At 73.3% G+C, this 24,292-nt stretch carries 24 protein-coding genes; 15 read left to right on the forward strand and 9 right to left on the reverse strand.

Annotated elements, in window-relative coordinates; all coding sequences use genetic code 11:
- Positions 1-57: 57 nt before the first annotated feature.
- Positions 58-1,248, reverse strand: coding sequence for an acyl-CoA dehydrogenase family protein (locus ACFYNP_RS14070; protein WP_388412882.1), 1,191 nt, complete (start codon positions 1,246-1,248; stop codon positions 58-60).
- Between the two features lie 225 nt (positions 1,249-1,473).
- On the opposite strand from ACFYNP_RS14070, the gene ACFYNP_RS14075 reads away from it, so the two are divergent.
- Positions 1,474-1,893, forward strand: coding sequence for a CBS domain-containing protein (locus tag ACFYNP_RS14075; RefSeq protein WP_388412884.1), 420 nt, complete (start codon positions 1,474-1,476; stop codon positions 1,891-1,893).
- Between the two features lie 102 nt (positions 1,894-1,995).
- Complete coding sequence (locus tag ACFYNP_RS14080; protein ID WP_100573042.1) at positions 1,996-2,193, forward strand: hypothetical protein; 198 nt, start codon at positions 1,996-1,998, stop codon at positions 2,191-2,193.
- A gap of 135 nt (positions 2,194-2,328) precedes the next feature.
- Here the strand turns inward: ACFYNP_RS14080 and rho are convergent, their stop codons facing one another.
- From rho to ACFYNP_RS14095, 3 genes are all read right to left on the reverse strand, one after another.
- Positions 2,329-3,468 (reverse strand): transcription termination factor Rho, encoded by a 1,140-nt coding sequence (gene rho, locus ACFYNP_RS14085; RefSeq protein WP_388785478.1) that lies wholly within the window; start codon positions 3,466-3,468, stop codon positions 2,329-2,331.
- A 400-nt stretch (positions 3,469-3,868) separates the two neighbouring features.
- Positions 3,869-4,711, reverse strand: coding sequence for a carboxymuconolactone decarboxylase family protein (locus tag ACFYNP_RS14090; protein ID WP_388785480.1), 843 nt, complete (start codon positions 4,709-4,711; stop codon positions 3,869-3,871).
- Positions 4,712-4,740: 29 nt separating this feature from the next.
- Entirely contained in the window at positions 4,741-5,487 is a 747-nt protein-coding gene (locus tag ACFYNP_RS14095) for an AraC family transcriptional regulator (RefSeq protein ID WP_388412890.1), read from the reverse strand.
- Between the two features lie 93 nt (positions 5,488-5,580).
- Between ACFYNP_RS14095 and ACFYNP_RS14100 the strand changes: the two genes are divergently transcribed.
- On the forward strand, positions 5,581-6,792 hold the full coding sequence (locus tag ACFYNP_RS14100) for an MFS transporter (protein WP_388785482.1): 1,212 nt from the start codon (positions 5,581-5,583) through the stop codon (positions 6,790-6,792).
- 6 nt (positions 6,793-6,798) lie between these two features.
- Here the strand turns inward: ACFYNP_RS14100 and ACFYNP_RS14105 are convergent, their stop codons facing one another.
- From ACFYNP_RS14105 to ACFYNP_RS14115, 3 genes are all read right to left on the reverse strand, one after another.
- Positions 6,799-8,361 carry a bifunctional phosphatase PAP2/diacylglycerol kinase family protein gene (locus ACFYNP_RS14105; protein ID WP_388785794.1) on the reverse strand — a complete coding sequence of 521 codons (1,563 nt, stop codon included), beginning with the start codon at positions 8,359-8,361 and terminating at the stop codon, positions 6,799-6,801.
- A gap of 51 nt (positions 8,362-8,412) precedes the next feature.
- Complete coding sequence (locus tag ACFYNP_RS14110; RefSeq protein WP_388785796.1) at positions 8,413-8,790, reverse strand: DUF488 domain-containing protein; 378 nt, start codon at positions 8,788-8,790, stop codon at positions 8,413-8,415.
- Between the two features lie 151 nt (positions 8,791-8,941).
- Positions 8,942-10,087, reverse strand: a complete 1,146-nt coding sequence (locus tag ACFYNP_RS14115) for an ABC transporter permease (RefSeq protein ID WP_388785484.1) — start codon at positions 10,085-10,087, stop codon at positions 8,942-8,944.
- Between the two features lie 149 nt (positions 10,088-10,236).
- On the opposite strand from ACFYNP_RS14115, the gene ACFYNP_RS14120 reads away from it, so the two are divergent.
- Positions 10,237-11,178: a tellurite resistance/C4-dicarboxylate transporter family protein gene (locus tag ACFYNP_RS14120; protein WP_388785485.1), complete on the forward strand. Its 942-nt coding sequence runs from the start codon at positions 10,237-10,239 to the stop codon at positions 11,176-11,178.
- Here ACFYNP_RS14120 and ACFYNP_RS14125 read toward each other — a convergent pair.
- The gene (locus ACFYNP_RS14125) at positions 11,175-12,131 is read right to left on the reverse strand and encodes a TIGR01777 family oxidoreductase (protein WP_388785487.1); all 957 of its coding nucleotides are present in this window, start codon (positions 12,129-12,131) and stop codon (positions 11,175-11,177) included. The genes ACFYNP_RS14120 and ACFYNP_RS14125 overlap by 4 nt on opposite strands.
- 182 nt (positions 12,132-12,313) lie before the next feature.
- Between ACFYNP_RS14125 and ACFYNP_RS14130 the strand changes: the two genes are divergently transcribed.
- The 8 genes from ACFYNP_RS14130 to ACFYNP_RS14165 all read left to right on the forward strand — a co-directional run bounded on the left by ACFYNP_RS14130 (position 12,314) and on the right by ACFYNP_RS14165 (position 18,916).
- Positions 12,314-12,829 (forward strand): DUF5709 domain-containing protein, encoded by a 516-nt coding sequence (locus ACFYNP_RS14130; protein WP_388785489.1) that lies wholly within the window; start codon positions 12,314-12,316, stop codon positions 12,827-12,829.
- A gap of 26 nt (positions 12,830-12,855) precedes the next feature.
- Complete coding sequence (locus tag ACFYNP_RS14135; RefSeq protein WP_167160010.1) at positions 12,856-13,104, forward strand: type B 50S ribosomal protein L31; 249 nt, start codon at positions 12,856-12,858, stop codon at positions 13,102-13,104.
- Positions 13,105-13,212: 108 nt separating this feature from the next.
- Positions 13,213-14,205 carry a dihydroxyacetone kinase subunit DhaK gene (gene dhaK / locus ACFYNP_RS14140; protein ID WP_388785798.1) on the forward strand — a complete coding sequence of 331 codons (993 nt, stop codon included), beginning with the start codon at positions 13,213-13,215 and terminating at the stop codon, positions 14,203-14,205.
- Between the two features lie 22 nt (positions 14,206-14,227).
- Positions 14,228-14,824: a dihydroxyacetone kinase subunit DhaL gene (gene dhaL / locus ACFYNP_RS14145; protein WP_388412899.1), complete on the forward strand. Its 597-nt coding sequence runs from the start codon at positions 14,228-14,230 to the stop codon at positions 14,822-14,824.
- Complete coding sequence (locus ACFYNP_RS14150) at positions 14,821-15,234, forward strand: PTS-dependent dihydroxyacetone kinase phosphotransferase subunit DhaM (protein WP_388785491.1); 414 nt, start codon at positions 14,821-14,823, stop codon at positions 15,232-15,234. Before dhaL ends, ACFYNP_RS14150 begins: the two co-directional genes overlap by 4 nt.
- Positions 15,235-15,668: 434 nt before the next feature.
- The gene (locus ACFYNP_RS14155) at positions 15,669-17,690 is read left to right on the forward strand and encodes an FAD-dependent oxidoreductase (protein ID WP_388785493.1); all 2,022 of its coding nucleotides are present in this window, start codon (positions 15,669-15,671) and stop codon (positions 17,688-17,690) included.
- Between the two features lie 115 nt (positions 17,691-17,805).
- Entirely contained in the window at positions 17,806-18,372 is a 567-nt protein-coding gene (locus ACFYNP_RS14160) for a PadR family transcriptional regulator (protein ID WP_388412903.1), read from the forward strand.
- Positions 18,373-18,481: 109 nt separating this feature from the next.
- Positions 18,482-18,916: a MarR family winged helix-turn-helix transcriptional regulator gene (locus tag ACFYNP_RS14165; RefSeq protein WP_388412905.1), complete on the forward strand. Its 435-nt coding sequence runs from the start codon at positions 18,482-18,484 to the stop codon at positions 18,914-18,916.
- A gap of 37 nt (positions 18,917-18,953) precedes the next feature.
- On the opposite strand, the gene ACFYNP_RS14170 is transcribed toward ACFYNP_RS14165, so the two are convergent.
- Positions 18,954-19,517, reverse strand: coding sequence for a helix-turn-helix domain-containing protein (locus ACFYNP_RS14170; protein ID WP_388785495.1), 564 nt, complete (start codon positions 19,515-19,517; stop codon positions 18,954-18,956).
- Between the two features lie 135 nt (positions 19,518-19,652).
- Between ACFYNP_RS14170 and ACFYNP_RS14175 the strand changes: the two genes are divergently transcribed.
- The 3 genes from ACFYNP_RS14175 to ACFYNP_RS14185 are packed head-to-tail and all read left to right on the forward strand — an operon-like array spanning position 19,653 to position 24,177.
- Positions 19,653-20,789 (forward strand): aryl-sulfate sulfotransferase, encoded by a 1,137-nt coding sequence (locus tag ACFYNP_RS14175; protein WP_388785497.1) that lies wholly within the window; start codon positions 19,653-19,655, stop codon positions 20,787-20,789.
- Complete coding sequence (locus tag ACFYNP_RS14180) at positions 20,786-22,186, forward strand: uracil-xanthine permease family protein (RefSeq protein WP_388412907.1); 1,401 nt, start codon at positions 20,786-20,788, stop codon at positions 22,184-22,186. The genes ACFYNP_RS14175 and ACFYNP_RS14180 overlap by 4 nt, the downstream gene beginning before the upstream one ends.
- Positions 22,186-24,177, forward strand: a complete 1,992-nt coding sequence (locus ACFYNP_RS14185) for an NAD-binding protein (protein ID WP_388412908.1) — start codon at positions 22,186-22,188, stop codon at positions 24,175-24,177. Before ACFYNP_RS14180 ends, ACFYNP_RS14185 begins: the two co-directional genes overlap by 1 nt.
- Positions 24,178-24,292: the final 115 nt, after the last annotated feature.

The following is a 24,292-nucleotide window of genomic DNA, read 5'->3' on the forward strand; positions in this document are numbered from 1 at the left end:
CCCTTCGCTCGACGACGCCCACGCCCACGCCCCCCGGACGCTCATGGCCGCCGGCCGTCAGCGCCGGACGCGGGGCATCCCCAGTCCGATCCAGGCGATGATCTCGCGCTGGATCTCGTTGTTGCCGCCGCCGAAGGTGAAGATCACGGCCGAGCGGTAGCCGCGTTCGAGTTCGCCGTGCAGGACGGCCTTGGCCGAGCCCTCCTTCATCGGGCCCGCGGCCGCCACGACCTCCATGAGGGAGGCATAGGCGTCCCGGCGCGCTTCCGACCCGTACACCTTGACGGCGGAGGCGTCCTGCGGGGTGAGGGTGCCCTCCTGGACGGCGTTGACCATCTGCCAGTTGAGGAGCTTCATCGCGTCCAGGCGGGCATGGGTGCGGGCGAGGTTCCGGCGGACCCAGCCGAGGTCGATGACGCGGCGGCCGTCGACGAGCTTGGTGCCGGCGGCCCAGCGCTGGACGTCGTGCAGGGCCCGGATCGCCATCGTGCCGTGCGCGGCCAGGGTGACCCGCTCGTGGTTGAGCTGGTTGGTGATGAGCCGCCAGCCCTTGTTCTCCGCGCCGACCCGGCGCGACGCGGGGACCTTGATGTTCTCGTAGTAGCTGGCGGTGGTGTCGTGGGAGGCGAGGGTGTTGATCAGGGTGCAGCTGTAGCCGGGGTCCGAGGTGGGTACGAGGAGCATCGTGATGCCCTTGTGTGCGGGAGCGTCCGGGTCGGTGCGGACGGCGAGCCAGACCCAGTCGGCGGTGTCTCCGTTGGTGGTCCAGATCTTCTGCCCGTTCACGGTGTACGTGCCGCTGTTCTCGTCGCCCTCGCGCACCGCGCGCGTCTTGAGCGCGGCGAGGTCGGTCCCGGCGTCGGGCTCGCTGTAGCCGATGGCGAAGTCGATCTCGCCGGAGAGGATCTTCGGCAGGAAGTACGCCTTCTGCTCGTCCGTGCCGAACTGCATGATCGTCGGACCGACGGTGTTCAGGGCCATGAGCGGCAGCGGGACCCCGGCCTGGGCGGCCTCGTCGAAGAAGATGAACTGCTCCATGGGGCTCAGTCCGCGCCCGCCGTACTCCTTGGGCCAGCCCACGCCCAGCCAGCCGTCGCCGCCGAGCCGCCGTACGGTCTCCCGGTAGAACCGCTTCTGGGCGGCCGGGTCTGCGTACCGGGCGTAGACGTTGTCCGGTACGAGCTCGGCGAAGTAGGTCCGCAGCTCGGTGCGCAACTGCTGCTGCTCAGGCGTGTATTCGAGGTGCACGGCCCCTCCAGGACGGTCGCGGTACGGCGGCGCACACAGTAGAACGTGTTTCAAGAATCTGGAAGGGGAGCGTCGATCCCGCGCCCGGCCGCCCAGCAGGCCCGGGGATGCGCCGGACACCCGATCGGCGCCGAGCGGTCGCCGGAGGACCGGCACCCGGCGAGCATGGCCGAGGCGCGGGCGACGGGCCCGCACCCCCTGCGCACCCCTGGACCGGAGGCCTCCGTGACCACTGCCCGTGACCTGATGACCCCGGACGTCCGCTGCGTCCCCGCGACCGAAACGCTCGACCGGGCCGCCCAGTTGATGCGCGACCACGGGATCGGCGCACTGCCGGTCATGGGCGGTGCGGGCGAGCTGGCCGGGATCGTCACCGACCGCGACATCGTCGTCAGGGCACTCGCCGCGGGCAAGGACGCCGCGAAGGTGACCGCGGGCGACCTGGCCGAGGGCGGTGTGCACACGGTCGACGCCGACGCGGACGCCTCGCTCGCGGTCAAGGCGATGAGCGAGGCACGGATCCGGCGGATCGTGGTGGTCGAGGACGGTGCTCCGGTCGGCATGATCACCGAGGCGGACCTGGCGCGCAGGCTCACCGCCGAGGCGTTCTCGTCGTACGCGAGCCGGGTGTACGCGGCCTCCTGAGTCCGGCCCCGTCCGACCGTGCGGATGAGGCGTGTGGGCCGGATGCGGCCCGGGTAGGCGGGGGCGAGAATGGTGCATTACCGGACGAACACAGGAGGCGGCATGAACGACCGGTCCGATTCCAGCCCGCGCGAGCCCGTGACCCCCGACGCCCTGCTGCACACGGGATCCGGGGGCGAGGTCACCGCCGAGGACATCGTGCTCGCGTCCGGGCGGGACGTCACCCCGGAGAATCTGGCCTGGGCCGAGCGCAAGCTGGCCGCCGAGGGGCCCGCCGCGCTCGACAAGCTGCTTCCCTGAGGGGCCTCCCGGCCTGGTGACGGCCGCGCCGACGGCGCCCCCGGGCTGCCGAGCGTCCCCGGCCGGGCGCGTCCGGCTCGCCCGGCGGGGCGCCGTCCGGCTTGTCCGGCCCGGGGTTGTCGAGTGGGAGCGGGCTCAGGCGGTGAGGCGGATCTGTCGCAGGAAGGCCGCGTTGTCGGGGGTCTGCCTCATCTTGTCGAGCAGTGCCTCCAGGGCGCCGTGCGCGTCCTGATGGTGCAGCGCCCGGCGCAGTCCGCGAACGGCGCTCAACTCGGCCGGTTCCAGAAGGAGTTCCTCCCGGCGCGTGCCGGAGGGGGTGATGTCGACGGCGGGGAAGAGCCGGCGCTCGGCGAGGGCGCGGGTCAGCCGCAGTTCCATGTTGCCGGTGCTCTTGAGCTCCTCGAAGAAGAAGTCGTCGGCGCGCGATCCCGTGTCCACCAGGGCGGTCGCGAGGATGGTGAGGGAGCCCCCCTCCTCGGTGAGCCGGGCGGCGCCGAACAGGCGCTTGGGGCCGTGCAGCGCGGCCGCGTCCACTCCCCCGCTCAACGTGCGCCCGCCCGGACCGGCCGCGTTGTTGTGGGCCCGGCACAGACGGGTGAGCGAGTCCAGGAGCACCACGACGTCCCTGCCCTGTTCGACCAGGCGCTTGGCGCGCTCGACGGCCAGCTCGGCCAGCGCGATGTGCTCCTTGGGCGGCCGGTCGAAGGTCGAGGCGAGCACCTCGCCGTGGACCGAGCGGAGCATGTCGGTGACCTCCTCGGGACGTTCATCGATCAGCACCACCATCAGATGGCACTCGGGGTGGTTCTCGGCGACGGCCTGCGCCAACTCCTTGAGCAGGATGGTCTTTCCGGTCTTGGGCGGCGCGACGATCAGACCGCGCTGCCCCTTGCCGACGGGTGCGACGAGATCGACGACCCGGGTGGCGAGCCGGTCGGACCGGGTCTCCAGACGGAGCCGCTCCCCGGGGTGCAGCGGGGTGAGGTCGGCGAAGTGCGGGCGGCGGCGCAGCGCTTCGACGGGCTGGCCGTTGACCCGCACGATCCGCTCGGCCGCGGGGCCTTCGCATTCGATGAAGTCGCCCTTGCGCAGGGCGTGTTGGCGGATGAGGGCGGGCGGGAACTTGATGTCGCCGGGGCCGGGGGCGTACCCGGTGGTCCGGAGCCTGCCCTGGCCGGCCGTGAGGTCCAGGACGCCGGCGAGCGGGGTCCTGGTGGGCTGGTCGTGACGGTTGGGGGTGGAGGTGGGGGTGGGGTGTTCGAGCGTGCTCAGCACAGGGGGTCCCTTCGCGCGACGGGCGCAGGAGAAGTCCGGGCCGTACGACGGCCGGGAGAGGAACAGCGGGCGCCGCGCTGGAGGCGGCACCGGGAGGAAACGAGCACGGACGCCGCGAGAAGGGGCGTACACACGTGCTGCTCGCAGAGTAGCACCCTCGGCGCCCTTCGGGGCAGCCGCGGCGCGGCACCTTGCCGTTCCGGCCTCCGTTCAGGTCTCCGTCCAGGTCCCTGTTCCAGGTGCTGTTCCGGGTCAACTCCCTTTGCCAGAAGGCAGCTTGAGCTCCCTTGGCCAGAAGGCCGCTTGAGCCGAGTTGTAGCGGATGGGGGCCCGCCGGGAGGCCGAGGAGTACGGCCACCCCGCCGCGCCGCCACCGCCCCTGGCCCGTTCCCGGCCCCGGTCACTCCCCCGCGCCGCGCTCCTCGAAGACCTCGCGTGCCGCGGCGATACCGTTGAGTGCCGCGGGGAAGCCCGCGTAGCTCGCCATCTGGGTGATGACCTCGATGACCTCCTCGCGGCTGCCTCCCACGTTCAGCAGACCGTGGATGTGGACGCGCAGCTGGGCCGCGGCCGTGCCGAGCGCGGTGCACATGGCGACGCTGGCGATCTCGCGGCACTTCAGGTCGAGTGCGGGGCGCGTATAGATGTCGCCGAAGGCGAACTCGATGATGTAGCGCGCCAGATCGGGCGCGATGTCCCGCAGCGAGGCGACGACCTGGTCGCCCGCGTGCCCGTCCACCTCGGCCAGCTTGACAAGGCCGCGCTCGTAACGGTCACCCGGCAGCGGCTCGCTGTCGACCGGCGCCGCGGCGACGTCCGGGCGCCTCTCGAAGACCTCGCGGGCGGCGCCGATGCCGTTGAGCGCGGCCGGGAAGCCCGCGTACACCGCGGTGTGGAGGAGGATCTCCACCACCTCGGCGGCGCTGACCCCGACGTTGAGCGCGCCGTCGATGTGGAAGCGCAGCTGGGGCGCCGCGTTCCCCATGGCGGCCAGGGCCGCGACGGTGGCGATCTGCCGCTGGCGCAGGGTGAGTCCGGGGCGGGACATGACATCGCCGTACGCGAAGGCGACGGTCATGTGGCCGAGGCCGGGCGCGATGTCGGCCAGGCTGTCCAGGACCGCCGGGTGCTCCTGGCCGCCGATGGTGCGGAGCAGCGCGAGACCGCGCTCGAACCGCTCGTCGGTGGTCTCGGCGCCGGACGAGGCGGCGGGGATGTTGGCTGCGTTGTCTGCGCTGTTCATGAACAAGACGCTACGAGTTGGAGCGTGCTCTAACGCAAGCGGCTGTGCGCGCCCGGCGTGTGGCCGAACGCGCGGCGGAACACGTCGATGAACGCGCTGGTCGAGGACCAGCCGCAGCGATGGGCCACGGTGGTGACCGGGGCGCCCTCGGCCAGCAGCCGCAGTGCCAGGTAGAGGCGGAGCTGGGTGCGCCACTGCGGGAACGTCATCCCGAGGTCGGCGCGGAAGAGCCGGGTCAGGGTGCGCTCGCTCGCGCCGACCAGCCGGCCGAGCTCGGCGAGCCCGCGCCGGTCGGCCGGGTCGGCTTCGAGCAGCGCGCACACCGCGACCAGGCGCGGATCGGTGGGCGCGGGCAGGGTGACGGGCCGCTGCGGCGAGGCGCGCAGCTGGTCGAGCAGCACGGCCCGCAGGCGGGCACCTTCGGGAGTGTCGTCGTGCGGCGCCCGGGTGTGGGCTAGGAGCAGCTCACGCAGCAGCGGCCCGACCATGAGCACGGTGGGCGCGTCCAGGCCCAGCGGGTTCTCGTCGGCCGCGATCCCCATCAGATGCAGTTCGAGGCTGCCGTGCGCCCGGTGCGCGTGCACGGTCCCGGCCGGCACCCAGACGGCGCGGGTGGCAGGGGCCACCCAGGTGCCGGCCTCGGTCGTCACGGCGAGAACGCCGCGCCCCGCGTAGACGATCTGGTGGTCGTCGTGGCGGTGCGCGTCGATGGTGTCCCCGGGGGCCAGCCGCTGGGCCCGGGTGGGGGCGACGGGCGTGTGGCGGATGTTCGGCATCGGTTGGCAATTTATCGGAAGCGCGACAACAGGGCCGCCGACGACCATCGGTGTGTGCGAAACGAACAGCGTGACGGGCGTGGGAGGGATCCGGTGCGCGGGGCGTCGGCCCGGGGAGGTGCGGGGCCCGGGCGGCCGGTGCTCCTGCTGGCCGTCGGGCATTCCTGCGTCGATGTGTACCAGGGCGCGGTGGCGGCCCTGGTGCCGTTCTTCGTCGCCGAGCGCGCCTACTCCTATGCGGCGGCCTCCGGGATCGTGCTGGCCGCCTCGCTGCTCTCCTCGATCGTCCAGCCGCTGTTCGGCGCGCTGACCGACCGGTGGGCGATGCCGTGGCTGCTGCCGGTGAGTACGGCGGTGGCCGGGGCCGGCATCGCGCTGAGCGCCTGGGGCGGCACGTACGCCACGACTTTGGCGATGGTGGCCGTGTCCGGGGTGGGCGTGGCCGCCTATCACCCCGAGTCCGCCCGGGTGGCCCGGCTCGCGAGCGCGGGCAGCCACACCGCGATGGGCTGGTTCTCGCTCGGCGGCAACCTCGGCTTCGCCACCGCTCCGCTGCTCGTCGCCGGGGTGGTCGGGACGGGTGGCCTGCGGGCGGCCCCGCTGCTCGTGGTTCCGGCCGCCCTCGGCAGTGTGCTGTGCGTGCTCGCCCTGCGGGCGGTGCGGATGCCGGGCCGGGCCGGAGCGGGGTCCACCCGGGTGGCCGGGCGGGACGACCGGGCCTCGTTCGTGAAGCTGTGTCTGGCCGTGGTCTGCCGCTCGCTGGTCTTCGTGGGCCTTGCCGCGTTCGTCGCGCTGTACGCGCGTCAGCGGGTCGGAGTCGGTCAACTCGGCGGTTCCGCGGCCCTGTTCACGCTGTACGCGGGCGGTGCGGCGGGCACCGTGGTGGGCGGCAGGCTCGCGGCGCGCTGGGACCGGGTACGCGTGGTGTGCTGGTCGTACGCCGCCGCGGTGCCGGCGGTGGCGGGAGTGGTGTTCGTGCCCGGGCCGGCCTTCTATCTGTTCGTCGCGCTGACCTCGGCCGCCCTGTATGTGCCGTTCTCGTTGCAGGTGACGCTCGGCCAGGACTATCTGCCCAGCCGGATCGGCACCGCGAGCGGTGTCACGCTCGGTCTGACGGTGAGCGTGGGCGGGGTGGCGAGCCCGCTGATCGGGGCCGCGGCCGACGCGACCTCGCTGCGCACGGCTCTGGCCCCGCTCGTCGTCCTGCCCGTACTGGCCTGGCTCCTGACCCGACGGCTGCCGGAGCCCGCACCGCCCGAGCCGGTGGCGCGATCCTCCACCTCACGTGTTCCACAGACGAGTTGAGCCGGGTCAAGGGTTCGACGAACGGGCGCGGGCGGCGGTGGCACCGGCGGCGATGGCGGCCGTCGCGGTGCGGGCGCGCTGGGCGAGCTCGTCCTGCGGTTCGGCGGGGCTGTAGACGATGAGCGCCCGGTCCGCCTTGTCGAGCAGCAGCGCGTCCGGAGCGGTCGCCGTCTCCCCGTCGTAGGCGAGGGAGTTCACGTTGTCGAGGCCGGTGAGCCGGACCGAGCGGACGCGCTCACCCCGGTAGACGTGGGAGCGGCGCAGCGCTCCGGCCAGGGCCGAGACCACGAGCCGGGTGCGGGCGAGCCGCACTTCGGCGTCGACGGTCCGTACGTCCAGGAGGCCTTCGTCGAGGCGCGGCCGGTGTGTGGGGGTGAGCCCCTCGGGCTGGTAGTGGCCGTTGCCCGCGAACAGCAGCCACAGCGCCCGTGGACGGCCGTCGACCTGGAGGCGGAGGGGAGCGGCGGTGCGCAGCACCCGGACCAGGGCGATCGCCGCGGCCGGCCACTTGCCGATCCGGCCCTCCATGCCCTCGCGCATCCGCACCAGGTCCGGGTAGAGGCCGATGCTGAACGTGTTGACGAACGCGGTGACGTCCTCGCCCGACCCGTCCCTGACCCGGGCCAGGTCGACCCGGATCGCCTCGCCGTGTTCGAGGGCGTACGCGGTGTCCTCGAAGGCGGCCACGCCCGCGTCGAGGGCGAAGTGGTTGAAGGTGCCGCCCGGGAACACGGCGAGGGCGAGGCCCTCGCGGGCGGCGCGCTCGCAGGCCGCGTTGACGGTGCCGTCGCCGCCGCACACGCCGAGCACGCGGTCGAGCTGTGCGGCGCGGGCGACGGCCTCGTCGAGGAGTTCACCGAGGTCGTCGCCGGGTCCGAGTTCGACGATCTCGGCCTTCGGGAGCAGCAGTCGCAGATGGTCCTGGGCGGGCAGCCGGCCCGGAACGCCCTTGCCGGAGCCGGAGTTGACGACCACCACGAGCCCCTCGCCCCGGGTCAGTGCGGGCGCCGCGGCGCGGGTGTGCAGGGGGTGCAGCGGCTGGGGCCGGGGTGGCCACCAGTAGCAGGTGACGGCGGCCGCGGCCACGCCCAGCGCGCACCCGGCCAGGACGTCGCCCGGGTAGTGCACGCCGACATAGACGCGGGAGAACGCCACGGCCGCGGCGAGCGGGGCGACCAGTGCCCCGTACCGGCTGGATTCCAGCGCCACCCCGGCCGCGAAGGCGGCGGCGGACGCGGAGTGCCCGGACGGGAACGAGGTGGTGCCGGGCGCCTTCGCGAGGCGGCGCACCAGCGGCACCGCGTCGATCGCCGGGCGCCGGCGCCGGGTCGCGTACTTGGCGGCGGTGTTGGCGGTCAGCGAGGCCAGCGCCAGGGCGCCGATCCCGCGCCGGGCGGCCCGGCGGGCGGTGGGGCCGCCGGCCACCGCGAGCACCCCGGCCGCGGCGAACCACAGCTTGCCGTGGTTGGCCGCGTGACTCAGCCGGGGCAGTACCTGGTCGGCGCCGGCCAGGCGTGCGGTCGCGACCCGCTCGAACCAGCGGCGGTCGATGGCGCCCATCCGTGACATCGGTGACATGCGTAATGCCTAGCCCAGACGGCGAGCGACTGCCCGCCGGGTTCACCCGGACGGGCGGCTCCGCCCGAGGGCCGCGAGCAGCGTCGGCAGATGGCTGTGGTCGATGTCCTTCACGGCGGTGACCAGGGTCAGGGTGCGGTCCTTCGCGAGGGTGGCGAGGCGGTCGAGCGCGCCGACCTGCTCGGGGCCGGCCAGTTCGGCCTCGTACCGCTCCTGGAAGGCGGCGAACCGGGTGCGGTCCTCGTGGTACCAGCGGCGCAGTTCCGTCGACGGTGTGAGGGCCTTGGGCCATTCGTCGACGGCCGCGTGTTCCTTGGACAGTCCTCTCGGCCAGAGCCGGTCGACGAGGACGCGTACGCCGTCCGCCTCCTCGGGCGGGTCGTAGACGCGGCGGACCCGCACTGTGTTCCTGCTCGGCATCATGCCTCCCGGCTGTCGCTCCCCCGCGCTGCGTACCGGTCCAACCCTGTCGACGGCCCGCGCGTTGCGCGACCGGTGCGGCCGCACGGCACAGGCCGGGAAGAGGGCGGCCCGGCCGAGGCCGGACCGCCCGGAGCGGGGACGGGCGCGATCAGACGCCGACGGTCTCCTCGATCTCCTCCTCTTCCGCCGCCTCCTCGGCCTCCTCGACGGATTCCATCGGTGGGGCGGCCGGAGCCTTCACCGAGGATGCGGGGGTGACAGGGGTGACGGACCCGGCCGGGGCCCGGCGTCGTTCGACCGCGCCCGCGATCGCCGTCACGATCATGCCGAGGAGCAGCCAGGCGGCGAGCACCCACACGTTGCGGGCGAGGCCGTGACCGTCGAAGTAGACGAGGTCGCGGATGCCCTCGACGAGGCCGGCGCCGTTCCAGAAGGCGTGCAGGCTCCCGAAGAAGCCGTTCTGCAGTTCGGGCCGGAACAAGCCGCCGGAGCTCGTGAAGTTGAGCATCACGAAGAGCACCATCACAGCGAGCGTGGTCCAGCGCTTGAGGAAGGTGTGCAGCCCGGCGCCGAGGAAGAGGATCCCCGCCGAGTACAGCCAGGACATCGCCCACACGCCCCACAGGCCGTGGTCGACGAGGTGGAACAGCGGGCCCGCGAAGGCGGCTCCGATGAGGGACACCACGAAGGAGACCCCGGCCACGAGTGCCGCCCGGGTCCGCGGCGAGAGCCCGGCGCCGGCCGCGCCGAGGACGGCGACCGAGGCGTACGAGCCGATGCTCACGGCGATGAGCAGGAAGAAGATGCCCGAGCCCGTCGGGTCGCCGGAGACCGGCGGGACGACGTCGGTGACCTTGAGGGGGACGCCCTGGGCGGTGGCCGCCGGGGTGAAGACCTTCTCGACGGCGGTGGCGCTCATGTCGGACCCGGCCGAGGCGACGACGAGTTCGGGGGCCCTGGCGTCCAGGACGTAGGCGCCGGAGATGTCCCGGTCCTTGAGCTGGTGGACGGCGGTGGCGCGGTCGGGCAGGGTGCGGACGTCGAGCTGGTCGCCCGCCTCGTCCTTCACGGTCTGCGCGAACACCTTCGCCTCGGGGCCCGCTCCGACGACCGCGACGGGCAGGTGGTGCGGCTCGGGCGTGGCGAAGGCGCCCAGGTAGGCGAGTCCCATGCCGAGGCACATCAGGAGCGGGGTGATCAGGTGCGTGAGGACGTGTCGCAGCGCGGGGTTCGACGGCGCCGTACGCACGTCGCCCGGAGCGGCGACCCTACCGGCCTTGTGGCCTGCGGACATGACAGGACCCTTCTGATCGGATCGTCGGCCGGGAGCGGTCGCGACCCAATGGTTGGCTTTTACAACTTCTGTCAGTTGTACTGTACAAGCATCTCCGCCGGGAAGCCACCGCGGTGGCGACCGGGACCGGGCCGCGTTGAGATGGGGCCATGGACGGCCAGGCGAACCGGTGGTGGGCAGAGCTGCCCCCGGCGGCCGGCGCCGCCGTGATGGCCACTGCGATCATCTCCGTCGGGCTGCACCTGACCGGCCACGAAGCGCTCTCGCGGGTGGCGCTCGTGCTCGCGGCCGCGCTGTGGCTGCTGCTCGCCGGGGACTTCCTCACCAGGCTGCTGCGTGACCGGGACCGCTGGTCGGGCGAGGCGGACACCCCGCCCGCGCTCACCGCCGTCGCCGCGACCACGGTGCTCGGCACCCGGCTTTCGGCTCTCGGCTGGCAGACGGCCGCGGCGGCCCTGCTCGCGCTGGCGGCCGCGCTCTGGCCGGTGCTCCTGATCGCGGTGGTACGCCACTGGCAGCGCCGGATGCCGGGCGCGGTGTTCCTGGTGTGCGTCGCCACCCAGGGCCTCGGCGTGCTCGCCGGGACCCTGTCGCCGGCGGTCGGCGTCGCGTGGCTGGGGTGGGCGGCCCTGGCCGTGTTCGGTCTCGGCCTGGTCCTCTACGGCGAGGCCCTGGTGCGGTTCGACCTCCGCGAGGTACGGGACGGCGCGGGCGACCAGTGGATCGGCGGCGGCGCCCTGGCCATCTCCGCGCTCACCGCGTCGAAGCTGGCCCTCTCCCCGCTGTGGACCGGCGCCGCGCACACGGCCCTGCGGATCGCCGCTCTGGTGCTGCTGGGCCTCAATGTCACCGCGTGCGCGGTACTGCTCGGCGCCGAGGTGTACCGGCCGCGCCCGCGCTACGACGTCAGACGCTGGTCGACGGTCTTCCCGGTCGGGATGACGGCGGCGGCCGCCCTGTCCACCTCGGACGCCACCGGCATCGGCGCGCTGCACCCACTCGGCGCGGTCGTGCTGGGGATCGCGGTGGCGGCCTGGCTGCTCGTGCTCGTCGGCTCCGTCCGTTCCCAACTGCGCCCGCGCACCGGCTAGTTGTGGCCCCCGCGCCCGGCCCGCGCACGCCGCACCAGGTCGTCGGCGGCGGCCGGCCACTCGGGGTGCTCGAAGGTGAAGCCCGCGTCCAGGAGGCGGCCCGGCACGACGCGGCGGCTCTTGAGGAGCAGCTCGGTGTCCGAGCGCAGGGCGAACGCGCCGAGTTCGGCCATCCACCTCGTCGCGGGAAGGCCCACCGGAACGCCCCGGGCCGTCCGCAGGGCGCGCATGAAGTCGCGCTGCGGCAAGGGAACGGGCGCGGCCAGGTTCACCGCGCCGGCCAGGTCCCCACGGGCGACGAGGAACTCGACGGCCCGGACGAAGTCGCGCTCGTGGATCCAGGACACGTACTGCGCACCGCCGGCGACCGGCCCGCCGAGACCGAGCCGGACCAGATTCTGGAGCACGTCGAAGACGCCTCCACGGTCCGGGCTCATCACCATCGCCGAACGCAGCGCGACCTTGCGGGTCCTGGGCGTGCGGGCCTCTTCCTGGACCGCCTCCCAGGCCTTGGCGATCTCGACGCTGAACCCCCAGTAGCCGGGCACGTCCGGCTCGGCGCCGCCCACGATCCCGTTCGCCTCGTCGTTGGCCGCGTCGAAACGGTGGGCGTAGACGGTGGCGGTGCTCATCTGGAGCCAGAGCTTCGGTGGGCGCCGGGCGGCCTCGATCGCGTCCCCGACGACCCGGGCCGAACGCACCCGCGAGTCCATCATGGCGCGCAGATTGGCCTCGGTGTAGCGGCAGCTCACGCTGCGTCCGGCCAGGTTGATGACGACGTCGCTGCCGTCGACGACGTCCCCCCACGCGCCGGGCGTCTCGCCGTCCCAGCCCACCTCGCGCTCGCGACGCGGCCGTCGGGTCAGGATCACGACATCGTGGCCGGCGGCCGTCAGGGCCCGGTCCAGGATCGCTCCGACCTGCCCGGTACCGCCGGGAATCACTATCTTCATTGCGCCCCCTCGATCTGGGAGCGACCCTAGCGCACGGAATTGAACACGTTCAACGCGGTCGGCGATCACCCGGGTGGCCCGCGTGCGGTGGTGCCCGGGGTCCGGGCGAGCCGAGACTGGGAGCGGCTGCCGGATCGGACCGCGCGGCGTGCGAGCCACCGGCCGCAACCCAGGAGGTAGCCGTGGTCGACAGTGAGGCGTGGGGGGACGAGGTCTACCAGCCCGACGGGTCCGAGGTACAGGACGACGAGGGCCTCCTGGGCGCCGAGGACACGCTGGACGACGGCCCGCCGGACCCGCTGGACGTCGGCTACTCGCCGCCGGAGCGCCCCTGGGCCGTGGAGCGCGCCGGTGTGACGGCGGCCGAGCGGCTGCGCGGCGACAGCCTGGAGCAGCGCCTGTCCGACGAGGTCGCCGAGGTGTCGGAGGCCGACGGCGACGGCATGGGCGACACGTGGGACACCGACGGCGAGCCGCGCGACAACGAGGTCGGCGGCGCCCGCGCCGGACGCCTGGTGGCCCCCGACGAGGGCGCCCACCCCGACGACGAGACCCGGATGCTCGCCACCGACGTGGGCATCGACGGCGCCGCGGCCTCCGCGGAGGAGGCCGCCATGCACATCGTCGACGAGGACGACACCGAGTACCTCGACGGATACGAGGACCCCTCCAGCACGCGGTCCGGCGAGAACCGCTGACCGAAACCCTCTCCCCCGGAGCCCCCATGCAACGCGACAAGCAGCCCTCGTACCAGCCGGTCGTCTTCCGTGACCGGGCGGCCGGATTCGCCTTCCTGACCCGGTCGACCGCGACGAGCGAGGAGACCATCGACTGGGACGACGGCAACACCTACCCGGTCATCGACGTGGAGATCTCCGCCGAGAGCCACCCCTTCTACACCGGCCGGGCCAGGACCGTGGACACGGAGGGGCGGATCGCCCGCTTCGAGCGCCGCTACGAGGGCAAGGAGTGACCCTGCCGGGCCGCCCGGCCCGGCGCCCCTGACCGGCCCCGTCCCGGGAGGGGGCGTCGCGTGATACTGGAGTGGTCACACTCCGCACGCCTCGCCCTGGAGGTCATGGTGAACATGCTCATCAACGTGCCCGAGACGGTGGTGGCGGACGCGCTGCGCGGCATCGCCGCGGCGCATCCCTCACTCACGGTCGACGTCGACAACCGCGTGGTCGTCCGGCGGGACGCGCCGGTGGCCGGTCAGGTGGCCCTCGTGTCGGGCGGCGGCTCGGGGCACGAGCCCCTGCACGCCGGCTTCGTGGGGCCCGGGATGCTGTCCGCCGCGTGCCCGGGCGAGGTGTTCACCTCGCCGGTGCCGGACCAGATGGTACGGGCCGCGGCGGCCGTGGACGGCGGCGCCGGAGTCCTGTTCGTCGTCAAGAACTACACCGGTGACGTGCTGAACTTCGACATGGCGGCCGAGCTGGCCGAGGACGAGGGCGTGGCCGTCGCCAAGGTGCTCGTCGACGACGATGTCGCGGTGACCGACAGCCTGTACACGGCGGGGCGGCGCGGCACCGGCGCGACCCTGTTCGTCGAGAAGATCGCCGGGGCGGCCGCCGCGGAGGGGCGGCCCCTGGAGCGCGTCGAGGCGATCGCGCGTCAGGTGAACGGGAGTTCGCGCAGCTTCGGCGTGGCCCTGACCGCCTGCTCCACCCCGGCCAAGGGCGGCCCCACCTTCGAACTCCCGCCGGGCGAGCTGGAGTTGGGGGTCGGCATCCACGGCGAGCCGGGGCGCGAGCGGCGGCCGATGATGACCTCGCGGGAGATCGCGGACTATGCCGTGCACGTCGTCCTGGAGGATCTGCGGCCCACCAGCCCCGTGCTGCTCCTGGTCAACGGGATGGGCGCCACTCCCCTGCTCGAACTGTACGGATTCAACGCCGAGGTGCACCGGGTGCTGGCCGAGCGCGGTGTCCCGGTCGCCCGTACGCTCGTCGGGAACTACGTGACCTCGCTCGACATGGCGGGCTGCTCGGTGACGCTGTGTCAGGCCGACGAGGAGCTGCTGCGGTTGTGGGACGCACCCGTCAACACACCCGCGCTGCGCTGGGGTTGCTGATCCGATGCCTGAAGGAGGAGCCGTGCTCGACGCCGCGTTCACGCGCCGCTGGATGTCCGCCACCGCCGCCGCGGTGGACCGGGAGGCATCCCGGCTGACCGATCTCGACTCGGCGATCGGCGACGCCGACCACGGTGCCAATCTGCAGCGCGGCTTCCGGGCCGTGACGGCGGTGCTCGACAAGGAGGCACCGGACACCCCCGGGGCCGTACTCGCCCTCGCCGGGCGGCAGTTGATCTCCACGGTCGGCGGCGCCTCGGGCCCGCTGTACGGGACGCTCCTGCGGCGCACCGGCAAGGCGCTCGGGGAGGCGGGCGAGGTGAGCCGGGAGCAGCTGGCCGAGGCGCTCGGCGCAGGGGTCGCGGCGGTGGCGCAGCTGGGCGGCGCGGCTGCCGGGGACAAGACGATGCTGGACGCGCTGCTGCCCGCCGTCGAGGCGCTGGGCGGGTCGTTCGCGGCGGCGGCCGAGGCGGCCGAGGCCGGGGCGCTCGCGACGGTGCCGCTGATCGCCCGCAAGGGGCGGGCCAGTTATCTCGGGGAGCGTTCGGTGGGGCACCAGGATCCCGGGGCGACCTCGTCGGCCCTGCTGATCGGCGCGCTGGCCGAGGCCGCCGCGTGAGCGGGCCGGCCCCGCTGGTCGGGGTGGTCCTGGTGTCGCACAGCGCGGCGGTCGCGGCGGCCGTCGCGGAGCTGGCCGTGGGCCTGGCCGGGGGCGGCGCCACGGCACCCGTCGCGCCCGCGGGCGGGCTGCCCGACGGGGGGCTCGGCACCAGCGAGGAACTCATCGTGCGGGCGGCCCATTCCGTGGACCGGGGCGCGGGCGTGGCCGTCCTGGTGGACCTGGGCAGCGCGGTCCTCACGGTGAAGGCGCTGCTCGCCGAGGGCGACGAACTCCCGGACGGGACACGGCTGCTGGACGCTCCCTTCGTGGAGGGCGCGGTGGCCGCGGTGGTCAGCGCCTCGGCCGGGGCGGACCTGGAGGCGGTGCGGGCGGCGGCGGAGGAGGCGTACGGGTACCGGAAGGTGTGAGGGCGCGACGGCGTACGGGTACCGGAAGGTGTGAGGCGCGGCGGCGCACGGGGACCGGAAGGTGTGCGGCGCGGCGGCGCACGGGGACCGGAAAGTGTGAGGGCGCGTAGGCGCGGCGGCGCACGGGGACCGGAAGGTGTGAGGCGCGGCGGCGCACGGGAACCGGAAGGTGTGAGGGCGCGTAGGCGCGGCGGCGCACGCCGAGTACACCAAGGGGCTCGGTCGCGGACGCCCGGCGTGTACCGGCTCGCCCCGTGGGGCCGCCGCTCCGGGTGTGATCTCCGGGTGCGCTCTCTGGATGTGATCTCCGGATGTGATCTCCGGTGTGCGAACCCCGGGTGTGAGCGGCACCTCAGTGTTATGCAACTTGTTGCATAACCGGGGTGCGCTGGTCTACAACGGGTGGCGACGACATCCCACCCGGAGGCGCCCCCATGACCGCGTACCCCCATCTGCTGAGCCCCCTGGACCTCGGGTTCACCACGCTGCCCAACCGGGTGCTGATGGGCTCGATGCACGTCGGTCTCGAAGAGGCCGAGAACGGCTTCGAGCGGATGGCCACGTTCTACGCCGAGCGGGCCCGCGGCGGGGTCGGCCTCATGGTCACCGGCGGCATCGCCCCCAACGACGCGGGCCGGCCCTACCCCGGCGGCGCCCGTCTGACCACCGAGGCGGAGGCCGCCCAGCACCGGGTGGTCACCGAGGCCGTGCACCGCGAGGGCGGCCGGATCGCGATGCAGATCCTGCACTTCGGCCGGTACGCCTACCACGAGGACCTGGTCGCGCCCAGCGCCCTCCAGGCGCCCATCAGCCCGTATGTGCCGAACGCCCTGAGCGACGACGAGGTCGAGCGGACCGTCGAGGACTTCGTCCGGGCAGCGGGCCTCGCCAGGTCGGCCGGCTACGACGGCGTCGAGATCATGGGCTCCGAGGGCTATCTGATCAACGAGTTCGTCGCGGGCGCCACCAACCGGCGCACCGACCGCTGGGGCGGCTCCTACGAGAACCGGATGCGCTTCCCGGTCGAGATCGTCCGCCGCACCCGCGAGCGCCTCGGCCCGGACTTCATCATCATCTACCGGCTCTCGATGCTGGACCTCGTGCCCGGCGGCTCCACCTTCGACGAGGTCACCACCCTCGCGCGGGCCGTCGAGGAGGCCGGAGCGACCATCATCAACACCGGCATCGGCTGGCACGAGGCGCGCATCCCGACCATCGCGACCTCGGTGCCCCGGGGCGCCTACACCTGGGTGACGAAGAAGCTGATGGGGTCGGTGTCGATCCCGCTGATCACCAGCAACCGCATCAACACCCCCGAGGTGGCGGAGCAGTTGCTGGCCGAGGGGCGGGCGGACATGGTGTCGATGGCGCGGCCCTTCCTCGCCGACCCCGAGTTCGTGGCCAAGGCCGGCGCGGGCCGCCCCGAGACCATCAACACCTGCATCGGCTGCAACCAGGCCTGCCTCGACCACACCTTCAGCGGGAAGATCACCTCCTGCCTGGTGAACCCGCGCGCCTGCCACGAGACCGAGCTGGTCCTGGCCCCCACCAAGCTGCGCAAGCGCCTGGCCGTGGTCGGCGCGGGGCCCGCCGGGCTCGCCTTCGCCGTGTCGGCGGCCGGACGCGGGCACGCCGTCACACTGTTCGACGCGGCCGACCGGATCGGCGGCCAGCTGAACATCGCCAAGCGGGTGCCGGGCAAGGAGGAGTTCGACGAGACCCTTCGCTACTACCGCACCCAGCTCGAACTGCTCGGTGTGGACGTCGAGTTGAACACCGAGGTGAGCGCCGCCGACCTGATCCCGGGCGGCTGGGACGAGATCGTGATCGCGACCGGCGTCACCCCGCGCACCCCCGAGATCCCGGGCTCGGACCACCCGAGCGTGGTCACCTATCTCGATGTCCTGCGCGACGGGGCCCCGGTGGGCGAGCGGGTCGCGGTCGTCGGCGCGGGCGGCATCGGCTTCGACGTCGCCGAGTTCCTCACCGACGGCGGGGACGCGGCGAGCCTGGACGCCGAGACGTACTTCCGGCAGTGGGGCGTCGACACCGCCTACGGCGAGCGCGGCGGACTGCGCGCGCCGGAGCGGCCGAAGCCGCCGCGCCAGGTGCACCTGCTCCAGCGCAAGACGACCAAGGTCGGGGCCGGGCTCGGCAAGACGACCGGCTGGATCCACCGCACCGAACTCAAGCACCGCGGCGTGACCATGGTGCCGGGCGTGCGCTACGACCGCATCGACGACGAGGGCCTGCACATCACCGTGGACGGCACCTCCACCGTGCTCCCCGTCGACACGGTCGTGCTGTGCACGGGCCAGGAACCTCGGCGCGGCCTGTACGAGGAGCTGACCGCGGCCGGTGCGGCCGTGCACCTGATCGGCGGCGCGGACGTGGCCGCCGAGCTGGATGCCAAACGCGCCATCGACCAGGGCACCCGGCTCGCCGCGGCGCTCTGACGGGCCGAGCGCCGGTTCGGGCCCCGGGATCGGCCCGAACCCAGGATGCGGGCCCCGGCATCGGCCCGAACCCAGGATGCGGGCCCCGGGATCGGCCCGAACCTAGGATGCGGTCATGTCCCTGCCCCACGCGATCTTGACCGCACTGCTCGAAAAGCCCTCGTCGGGGCTTGAGCTGACGCGCCGCTTCGACAAGTCGATCGGCTACTTCTGGTCGGCCACGCACCAGCAGATCTATCGCGAGCTGGCGAAGCTGGAGCAGTCCGGCCTCATCCGGGCGCTGGCGTCCGCGGCACCGGCCCGGGGGCAGAAGAAGGAGTACGAGGTACTGCCCGCGGGCCGTGCGGAGCTCACCGAGTGGGCGGCCGCCGCACAGGACCCGAAGCCGATGCGCGACCCGCTGCTGCTGCGAATGCGGGCGGCGGCGGTGGTCGGCACGGGGGGCCTGCGGGCCGAGCTGGAGCGCCATCTCGCCCTGCACCAGGCCACACTGACGATGTATCAGGAAATCGAGGCGAAGGACTTCCCGCCGGAACGCGACAGCGAGCGGGACCGGCTGCGGCATCTGGTGCTGCGCGGCGGCATCGAGCTGGAGACGTTCTGGATCGGCTGGCTGGCCGAGGCGCTCGACACCCTGGGCGAGGAGCCCGTGGAAACGCGGGCGGAACCGCCCGCGAAGTAGGCCGCTCCACGGGAAGGCGAGGCGGGCGGCCCGCCCGGCGTGGCGCTCCCCGTATCCCCCGTGACGTTGTATTGTGCAACCGATCCGTGGAGACGAAAGGGGATCAGCCGTGCTCAGCCGAGACCAGTCGGTCGTCACCATCCAGCGTGAGCTGACCGCGTTCGCCCGGCGCGCCCGGGCCGCCGCCGCCCGGATGCACCCGGAGCTCTCGCTCGTCTCGTTCACCCTGCTCTCCCACCTGGAGGACCAGCAGGGCTGCCGGGCGACCGATCTGGCGGCCTACTACATGCTCGACAAGTCGACGATCAGCCGGCAGGTCGCCGCCCTGGAGAAGCTCGGGTTCGTCGAGCGGATCAGCGACCCCGACGACCACCGCATCCAGCTGCTCCAGCTGACCCCGGCCGGCACCGCCAAGCTCGCCGAGGCGGCCGAGCTGCGCCGCCAGGCCTTCCACGAGCGCCTCGCCGACTGGGCCCCGCAGGATCTCGACCGCTTCGCGGAGTATCTGCTGCGCTACAACAGCCTTGCCGAAGGGGTCAGTTGAGGGCCGAAGCCTCTCCACCCATCGACCGCGGCGCCTCTCACGGTCCCTCGACGTGGTCGGAGACGGCGACGACGAGGACCCGCGTACCGGGCAGCGTCGCCCGCCAGCGGTGGCGCACCCCGCCGGTGAGGTAGAGCGTGTCCCCCTTGGACAGGGTGTAGCCCCGCCCCTCCGCCTCGACCTCGGCCGCACCGTCGGCCACGTACATCAACTCGTCGTTGTGGTGCAGGAATTCGCGGTCCGCCGCACGCTCCCCGGTGAACTCCAGGGCGTGCATCTGATGCCGGCCGCGCACCAGCGGGCGCACCCCGGCGTCCGCGGAGAGGCCCGCGTCGTCGCCGGCCCGTACGACATCCACGGTCCGCTCCGTGGCGTCGGCGGCGGCCAGCAGTTCCACCGCGGTGGTGTTCAGGGCGTCCGCGATGCGCTGGAGGGAGCGCATGCTGGGGCGGGCCCGCTCGTTCTCGATCTGGCTGAGGAACGGGACGGAGAGGCCGCTGCGCTCCGCGACGGCCGCGAGCGTGAACTCCAGCCCCCGGCGCCGGCGGCGGACCGCCCCGCCCAGGCGCGGCCCCGCACCCTTGTCACCTGCGTCGTTCATCGACACCGCCCTCCCTGGGGATCACCTTACGCAGGGCCCGGAACGGTTTCGCACTCCCGTCACACCGCTGACACACAACGCCTCTACCTTCGAAGCTGTTTGAAGCCATCAAAGAAAGTTTGAAGGAGAGTCGTCGTGACCGCTCGTCCGACCGCCGTCGACCAGAACCAGCGCCGCCGCCGCGGCACCGGTCTCATCGCGCTCGACCCGGGCGCGGCCTGCCCGGGCTTCACGCTCTACGCCCCGCTCACCTCGGACGGCGAGGTGTATCTGGTGGACCTGCGCGGCGAGGCCGTACACACCTGGCACCTCCCCTACCGGCCGGGGCGGCACGCCCGCATCCTCGGCAACGGGAACCTGGCGTACAACGGCGTGCTGCCGGACCAGGAGGCGCTGTTCCCGATGTGGCACAAGTACCGGGGCGGCGTGATGCTGGAGGCCGCGCCGGACGGCACCGTCCTGCGCGAGCACCGCGACCCCCTCCAGCACCACGACGCCCACCACCTCGGCGACGGGCGCGTCCTGTACACCGCGCTCGAACCCCTGCGGGGCGCACAGGCCGCCGCCGTCCTCGGCGGGGTGGCGGGTTCGGAGGCCGCGGGGGACACGGTGTGGGCCGACACCATCAAGGAGGTCGGACCCGACGGCACCGAGCTGTGGTCGTGGCGGGCCGCCGACCACCTCGACCGTGCCGAGTTCCCGCTGCACCCCGACTACGCCCGTGAGCACTGGCCACTGATCAACAGCGTGACCCCGCTCGCCGACGGAAACGTCCTGGCCAGTCTGCGCAGCGTGTCCGCGGTGGTCGTCATCAGCCGGGACACCGGCGAGATCCTGTGGCGCACCGAGCCCGGCTCGGTCTCCCAGCAGCACCATCCCACCGAGCTGGCGAACGGCAACATCCTCGTCTTCGACAACGGCGTCTTCCGGCCGGGCCACGACGTGCCGTACTCGCGCGTCATCGAGATCGCGCGAGAGAGCCGCGCGGTGGTGTGGCAGTACCACGACCCGGCCCGCGAGTCGTTCTTCGCACCGTTCATGGGATCGGCACAGCGGCTGCCGGGCGGCAACACGCTCATCACCGACTCACCGGCGGGGCGCCTCTTCGAGGTGACCCAGGAGGGCTATCTGTGCTGGGAGTTCGTGGTGCCGCAGTTCGGCGGCTACGAGGAGTCCGAGGTCCGCCGGCTCTTCCCCGCCGAGCCGAACGCGGTGTTCCGCGCCTACCGCTACACCCCCGAGCAGCTGCCCTGGCTGGAGGCCCGCCCATGACCTCCCCCGCTTCCCCGAACGACCCGGGGACCCCCGACTCCGGTGCCGGGTACGCCTCTTGCGGCCCCTCCCCCGCCGATGAGCGCGTACCGGCGGCGCGGCTCGGGCCGCTCGCCCTTCAGCATGTGCTCGCCATGGTCGCGGCCCCCGTGTCCACCGTCTTCCTCACGGCGACCGCCCTGCGGTTGCCGCCCCCGACCACCGCCTCGCTGCTCAGCGCCGTGCTGGTGCTGTGCGGCGCCGGATCGCTCCTCCAGTCGCTCGGCGTCTGGAAGTTCGGCGCGCGGCTGCCGTTCGTGATGCTGCCGGGCGGGGCGGCCGCGGCCCTGTTCCTCCAGATCGCCCGCGATCACGGCCCGGCGGTGGCGAGCGGTTCGGTGCTGCTAGCCGCCGCGCTGCTGCTCGCCGTCCTGCCGCTGTACGCCCGGGTGGTACGGCTCTTCCCGCCGCTCGTGATGGGGGTGACCGTGCTCCTGATCGGAATCTCCATGGTCAAGGTCGCTGCCCAGCTCATCACCGGCCCCGGCGGCACGGCCGCCCCGCGCGCGGTCCTGCTCGCCGCGGTGACCGTGGCCGCGACGGTCCTGGCCCACCTCGTGCTGCGCGGGGTGTGGCGGCGGGCCGCCGTCCTCATCGGCATGGCGGTGGGCACGCTCGTCGCGGTGACCACGGGCCTCGGCACGTTCACCCCGGCCGCCGGTTCGGGCTTCGCGCTGCCGGACCTCTTCCCTTACGGGGCACCGGAGTTCGACCCGCTGGCGGCCCTGCCGCTTCTTGTGTTCAGCCTCACCACGCTGGCCGAGATCACCGGCCAGACCGTACTGAACAGCGAGACCGCGGGCCGCGCGCCCGACCCCGGGCGGGACGTGCCGAGGGTGGCCCGCGCGGACGCGCTCGTCTCCCTCGTCGGCGCCCTGTTCGGTACGTCCCTGATGGTGACCAGTTCCGAGAACATCGGAATCGGCCGGCTGACCGGGGTGCGCAGCCGGTACGTGACGGCCGCGGCCGGTGGCCTGCTGGTGGTCGCCGGACTGCTCTCCCCGCTCTCGCGCCTGGTGGCCGGGCTGCCCACCGCGGTGGTCGGCGGCTCGGCGCTCGTCGTGTACGCGGTCATCGCCGTCATGGGCGTGGAGATGCTCGCCCGCGCCGGGCTCGGGGAGCGCTCCAACTCCGTGGTCGCGGCTCTGGCGCTGGCGATCGGCCTGCTGCCGCTGCTCGCGCCCGCCCTCTACGACGGGTTCCCCGGCTGGGCGCGTACGGTCGCGGGCAGTGGGGTGGTGGCGGGGACACTCACCGCGGTGCTGCTGCACACCCTGTTCACAACATCCGTGCGGAACGCGGCAGTTGCTCCCCCGGTGCGCCCGGGGCCGGCGGGGCGTCGACGCGACGCCACCTGATGGGGCAAGGTCTGGGTGTGCCCTCACTACCTCAACAGCCGCTCGCGTCCGCGTCGAGACCCGGACCGCCCGTAGGACACATGATCGTCAGCGGGGACGGCGCGCTGGCCCACCGGCTCGCCGGTGAACTGCGCGAGGTGTACGGGGAGCGGGTGATCCTGGTCGTACCACCGGTCGACGGAACTCCCGCGTCCCGGCTCCCGGCAGGCGGCCGCGCCAGGGCCTCCGCGCTGTTCGGCCGCGTGTCCTCGGTGATGCTGCGCACCCCGGCCACCGCCCCGGACGGGGCCGGTGACAACCGGCTCGTGGAGGCGGTGGAACCCAACGACGAGACGCTCGCGGAGGCCGGCATCGGTCAGGCCGCGGCCGTGGCCCTGGTCCACCGCGACGACGAGACGAACATCCGGGCCGCCCTCATCGCCCGGCGTCTCAATCCGCGCGTACGGCTCGTCATCCGCCTCTACAACCGCAAACTCGGCCAGTATCTCCAGGAGTTGCTCGACCAGGCCGCCGCGCTCACCACGCCCGGCCCGGGCCCGGGCGCCTCGGAGACCTCCACCACCGTCCTGTCCGACGCCGACACCGCGGCGCCCGCACTCGCCGCGACCGCGCTCGCGGGCACCAGCAAGGTCGTACACGCCGACGGGGTGCTGCTGCGGGCGGGGCAGCGTCCGCCGCCCCGGCCCGGCGAGGTCACCGACCCCGGTCTGTGCACCCTGGCCCTTCTGTCGTCGACCACCAACGACCCCGCGGGTGCCGAGGGTTCGGACCGCAGCGGCTCGGAAGGACCCCGGCTGCTGCCGGACGAGCGCTCGATGGACGAGGCCGGACACCGCGGCCGGGTGGTCCTGGAGACGGTCACCTACACCGGGCCCGCGCGGTCGCCGGGCCGCCTCACCGATCTGAGCGCGCCCCTGGGCAGGCTGTTCTCCCGGCGGCTTCGCTGGTCGCTGGCCGGGATCGTCGCCTCGGTGCTCGCACTCGCCGTCGCGACCTGCCTCACCACCGGCGCGGATCCCCTGCACGCCGCCTATCTGACGCTGCTCGACATCTTCGCCATCGACGACCCGGCCAAGGGCCAGCCGGTGGGACGGCAGATCCTTCAACTCCTCTCCGGACTCGTGGGATTGCTGCTCCTGCCGATCCTCGTCGCCGCCGTCCTGGAAGGTCTGGGAACCTTCCGCAACGCCTCCGCGCTGCCCCGGCCCCCGCGCGGGCTCTCGGGCCATGTGGTGCTGCTCGGCATGGGCAAGATCGGCGCACGGGTCCTGGTGCGGCTTCGCGAACTCGACATCCCCGTGGTGTGCGTGGAGGCCGACCCCGAGGCCCGCGGCATAGCGCTCGCCAGGCGCCTTCGGGTCCCCACCGTCATCGGCGACGTCACCCAGGAAGGGCTCCTGGAGTCCGCCCGTATCCACCGGGCGCACGCCCTGCTCGCGCTGACCAGCTCGGACACCACCAACCTGGAAGCCGCCCTGTACGCCCGCTCGGTGAAGCCCGATCTGCGCGTGGTGATGCGCCTCTACGACGACGATTTCGCGACCGCCGTCCACCGCACCCTGCGGGCCGCGCACCCGGGGGCGCTCACCCGCAGCCGCAGCGTCTCGCACCTGGCGGCGCCGGCCTTCGCCAGCGCCATGATGGGTCGTCAGATCCTGGGCGCCATACCGGTGGAGCGCAAGGTGCTGCTCTTCGCGGCCGTCGATGTCGCGGGACATCCACAGCTGGAGGGGCACACGGTCGAGGAGGCCTTCCGCGAGGGGGCCTGGCGGGTCCTCGCGCTCGACACGTCCTCGCCCGGCGAGCGGGTGCCCGATCTGGGTGCCGCCCGGCGCGACCGGGCGGGTTCTCCCGGCGACCTGGTGTGGCAGGTGCCGCCCGGCTACGTGCTGCGCCCCGAGGACCGGGTGGTGCTCGCCGCGACCCGACGGGGCCTGGCCGAACTCCTCGGCCGCCGCACCGCCCCCCGGGTCGCGCAGCGACCGCAGTGAGCGCGGCGCACGGCCGATGCCGAAAGCGACGCCCCACACCCGTGGCCGCGACGGGACCGGCCTCCCCACACCCGTGGCCGCGACGGGACCGGCCTCCGCACACCCGTCGCCGGAG

It is taken from the genome of Streptomyces sp. NPDC006691, assembly GCF_042869955.1.
In the GTDB taxonomy this organism is placed as follows: domain Bacteria; phylum Actinomycetota; class Actinomycetes; order Streptomycetales; family Streptomycetaceae; genus Streptomyces.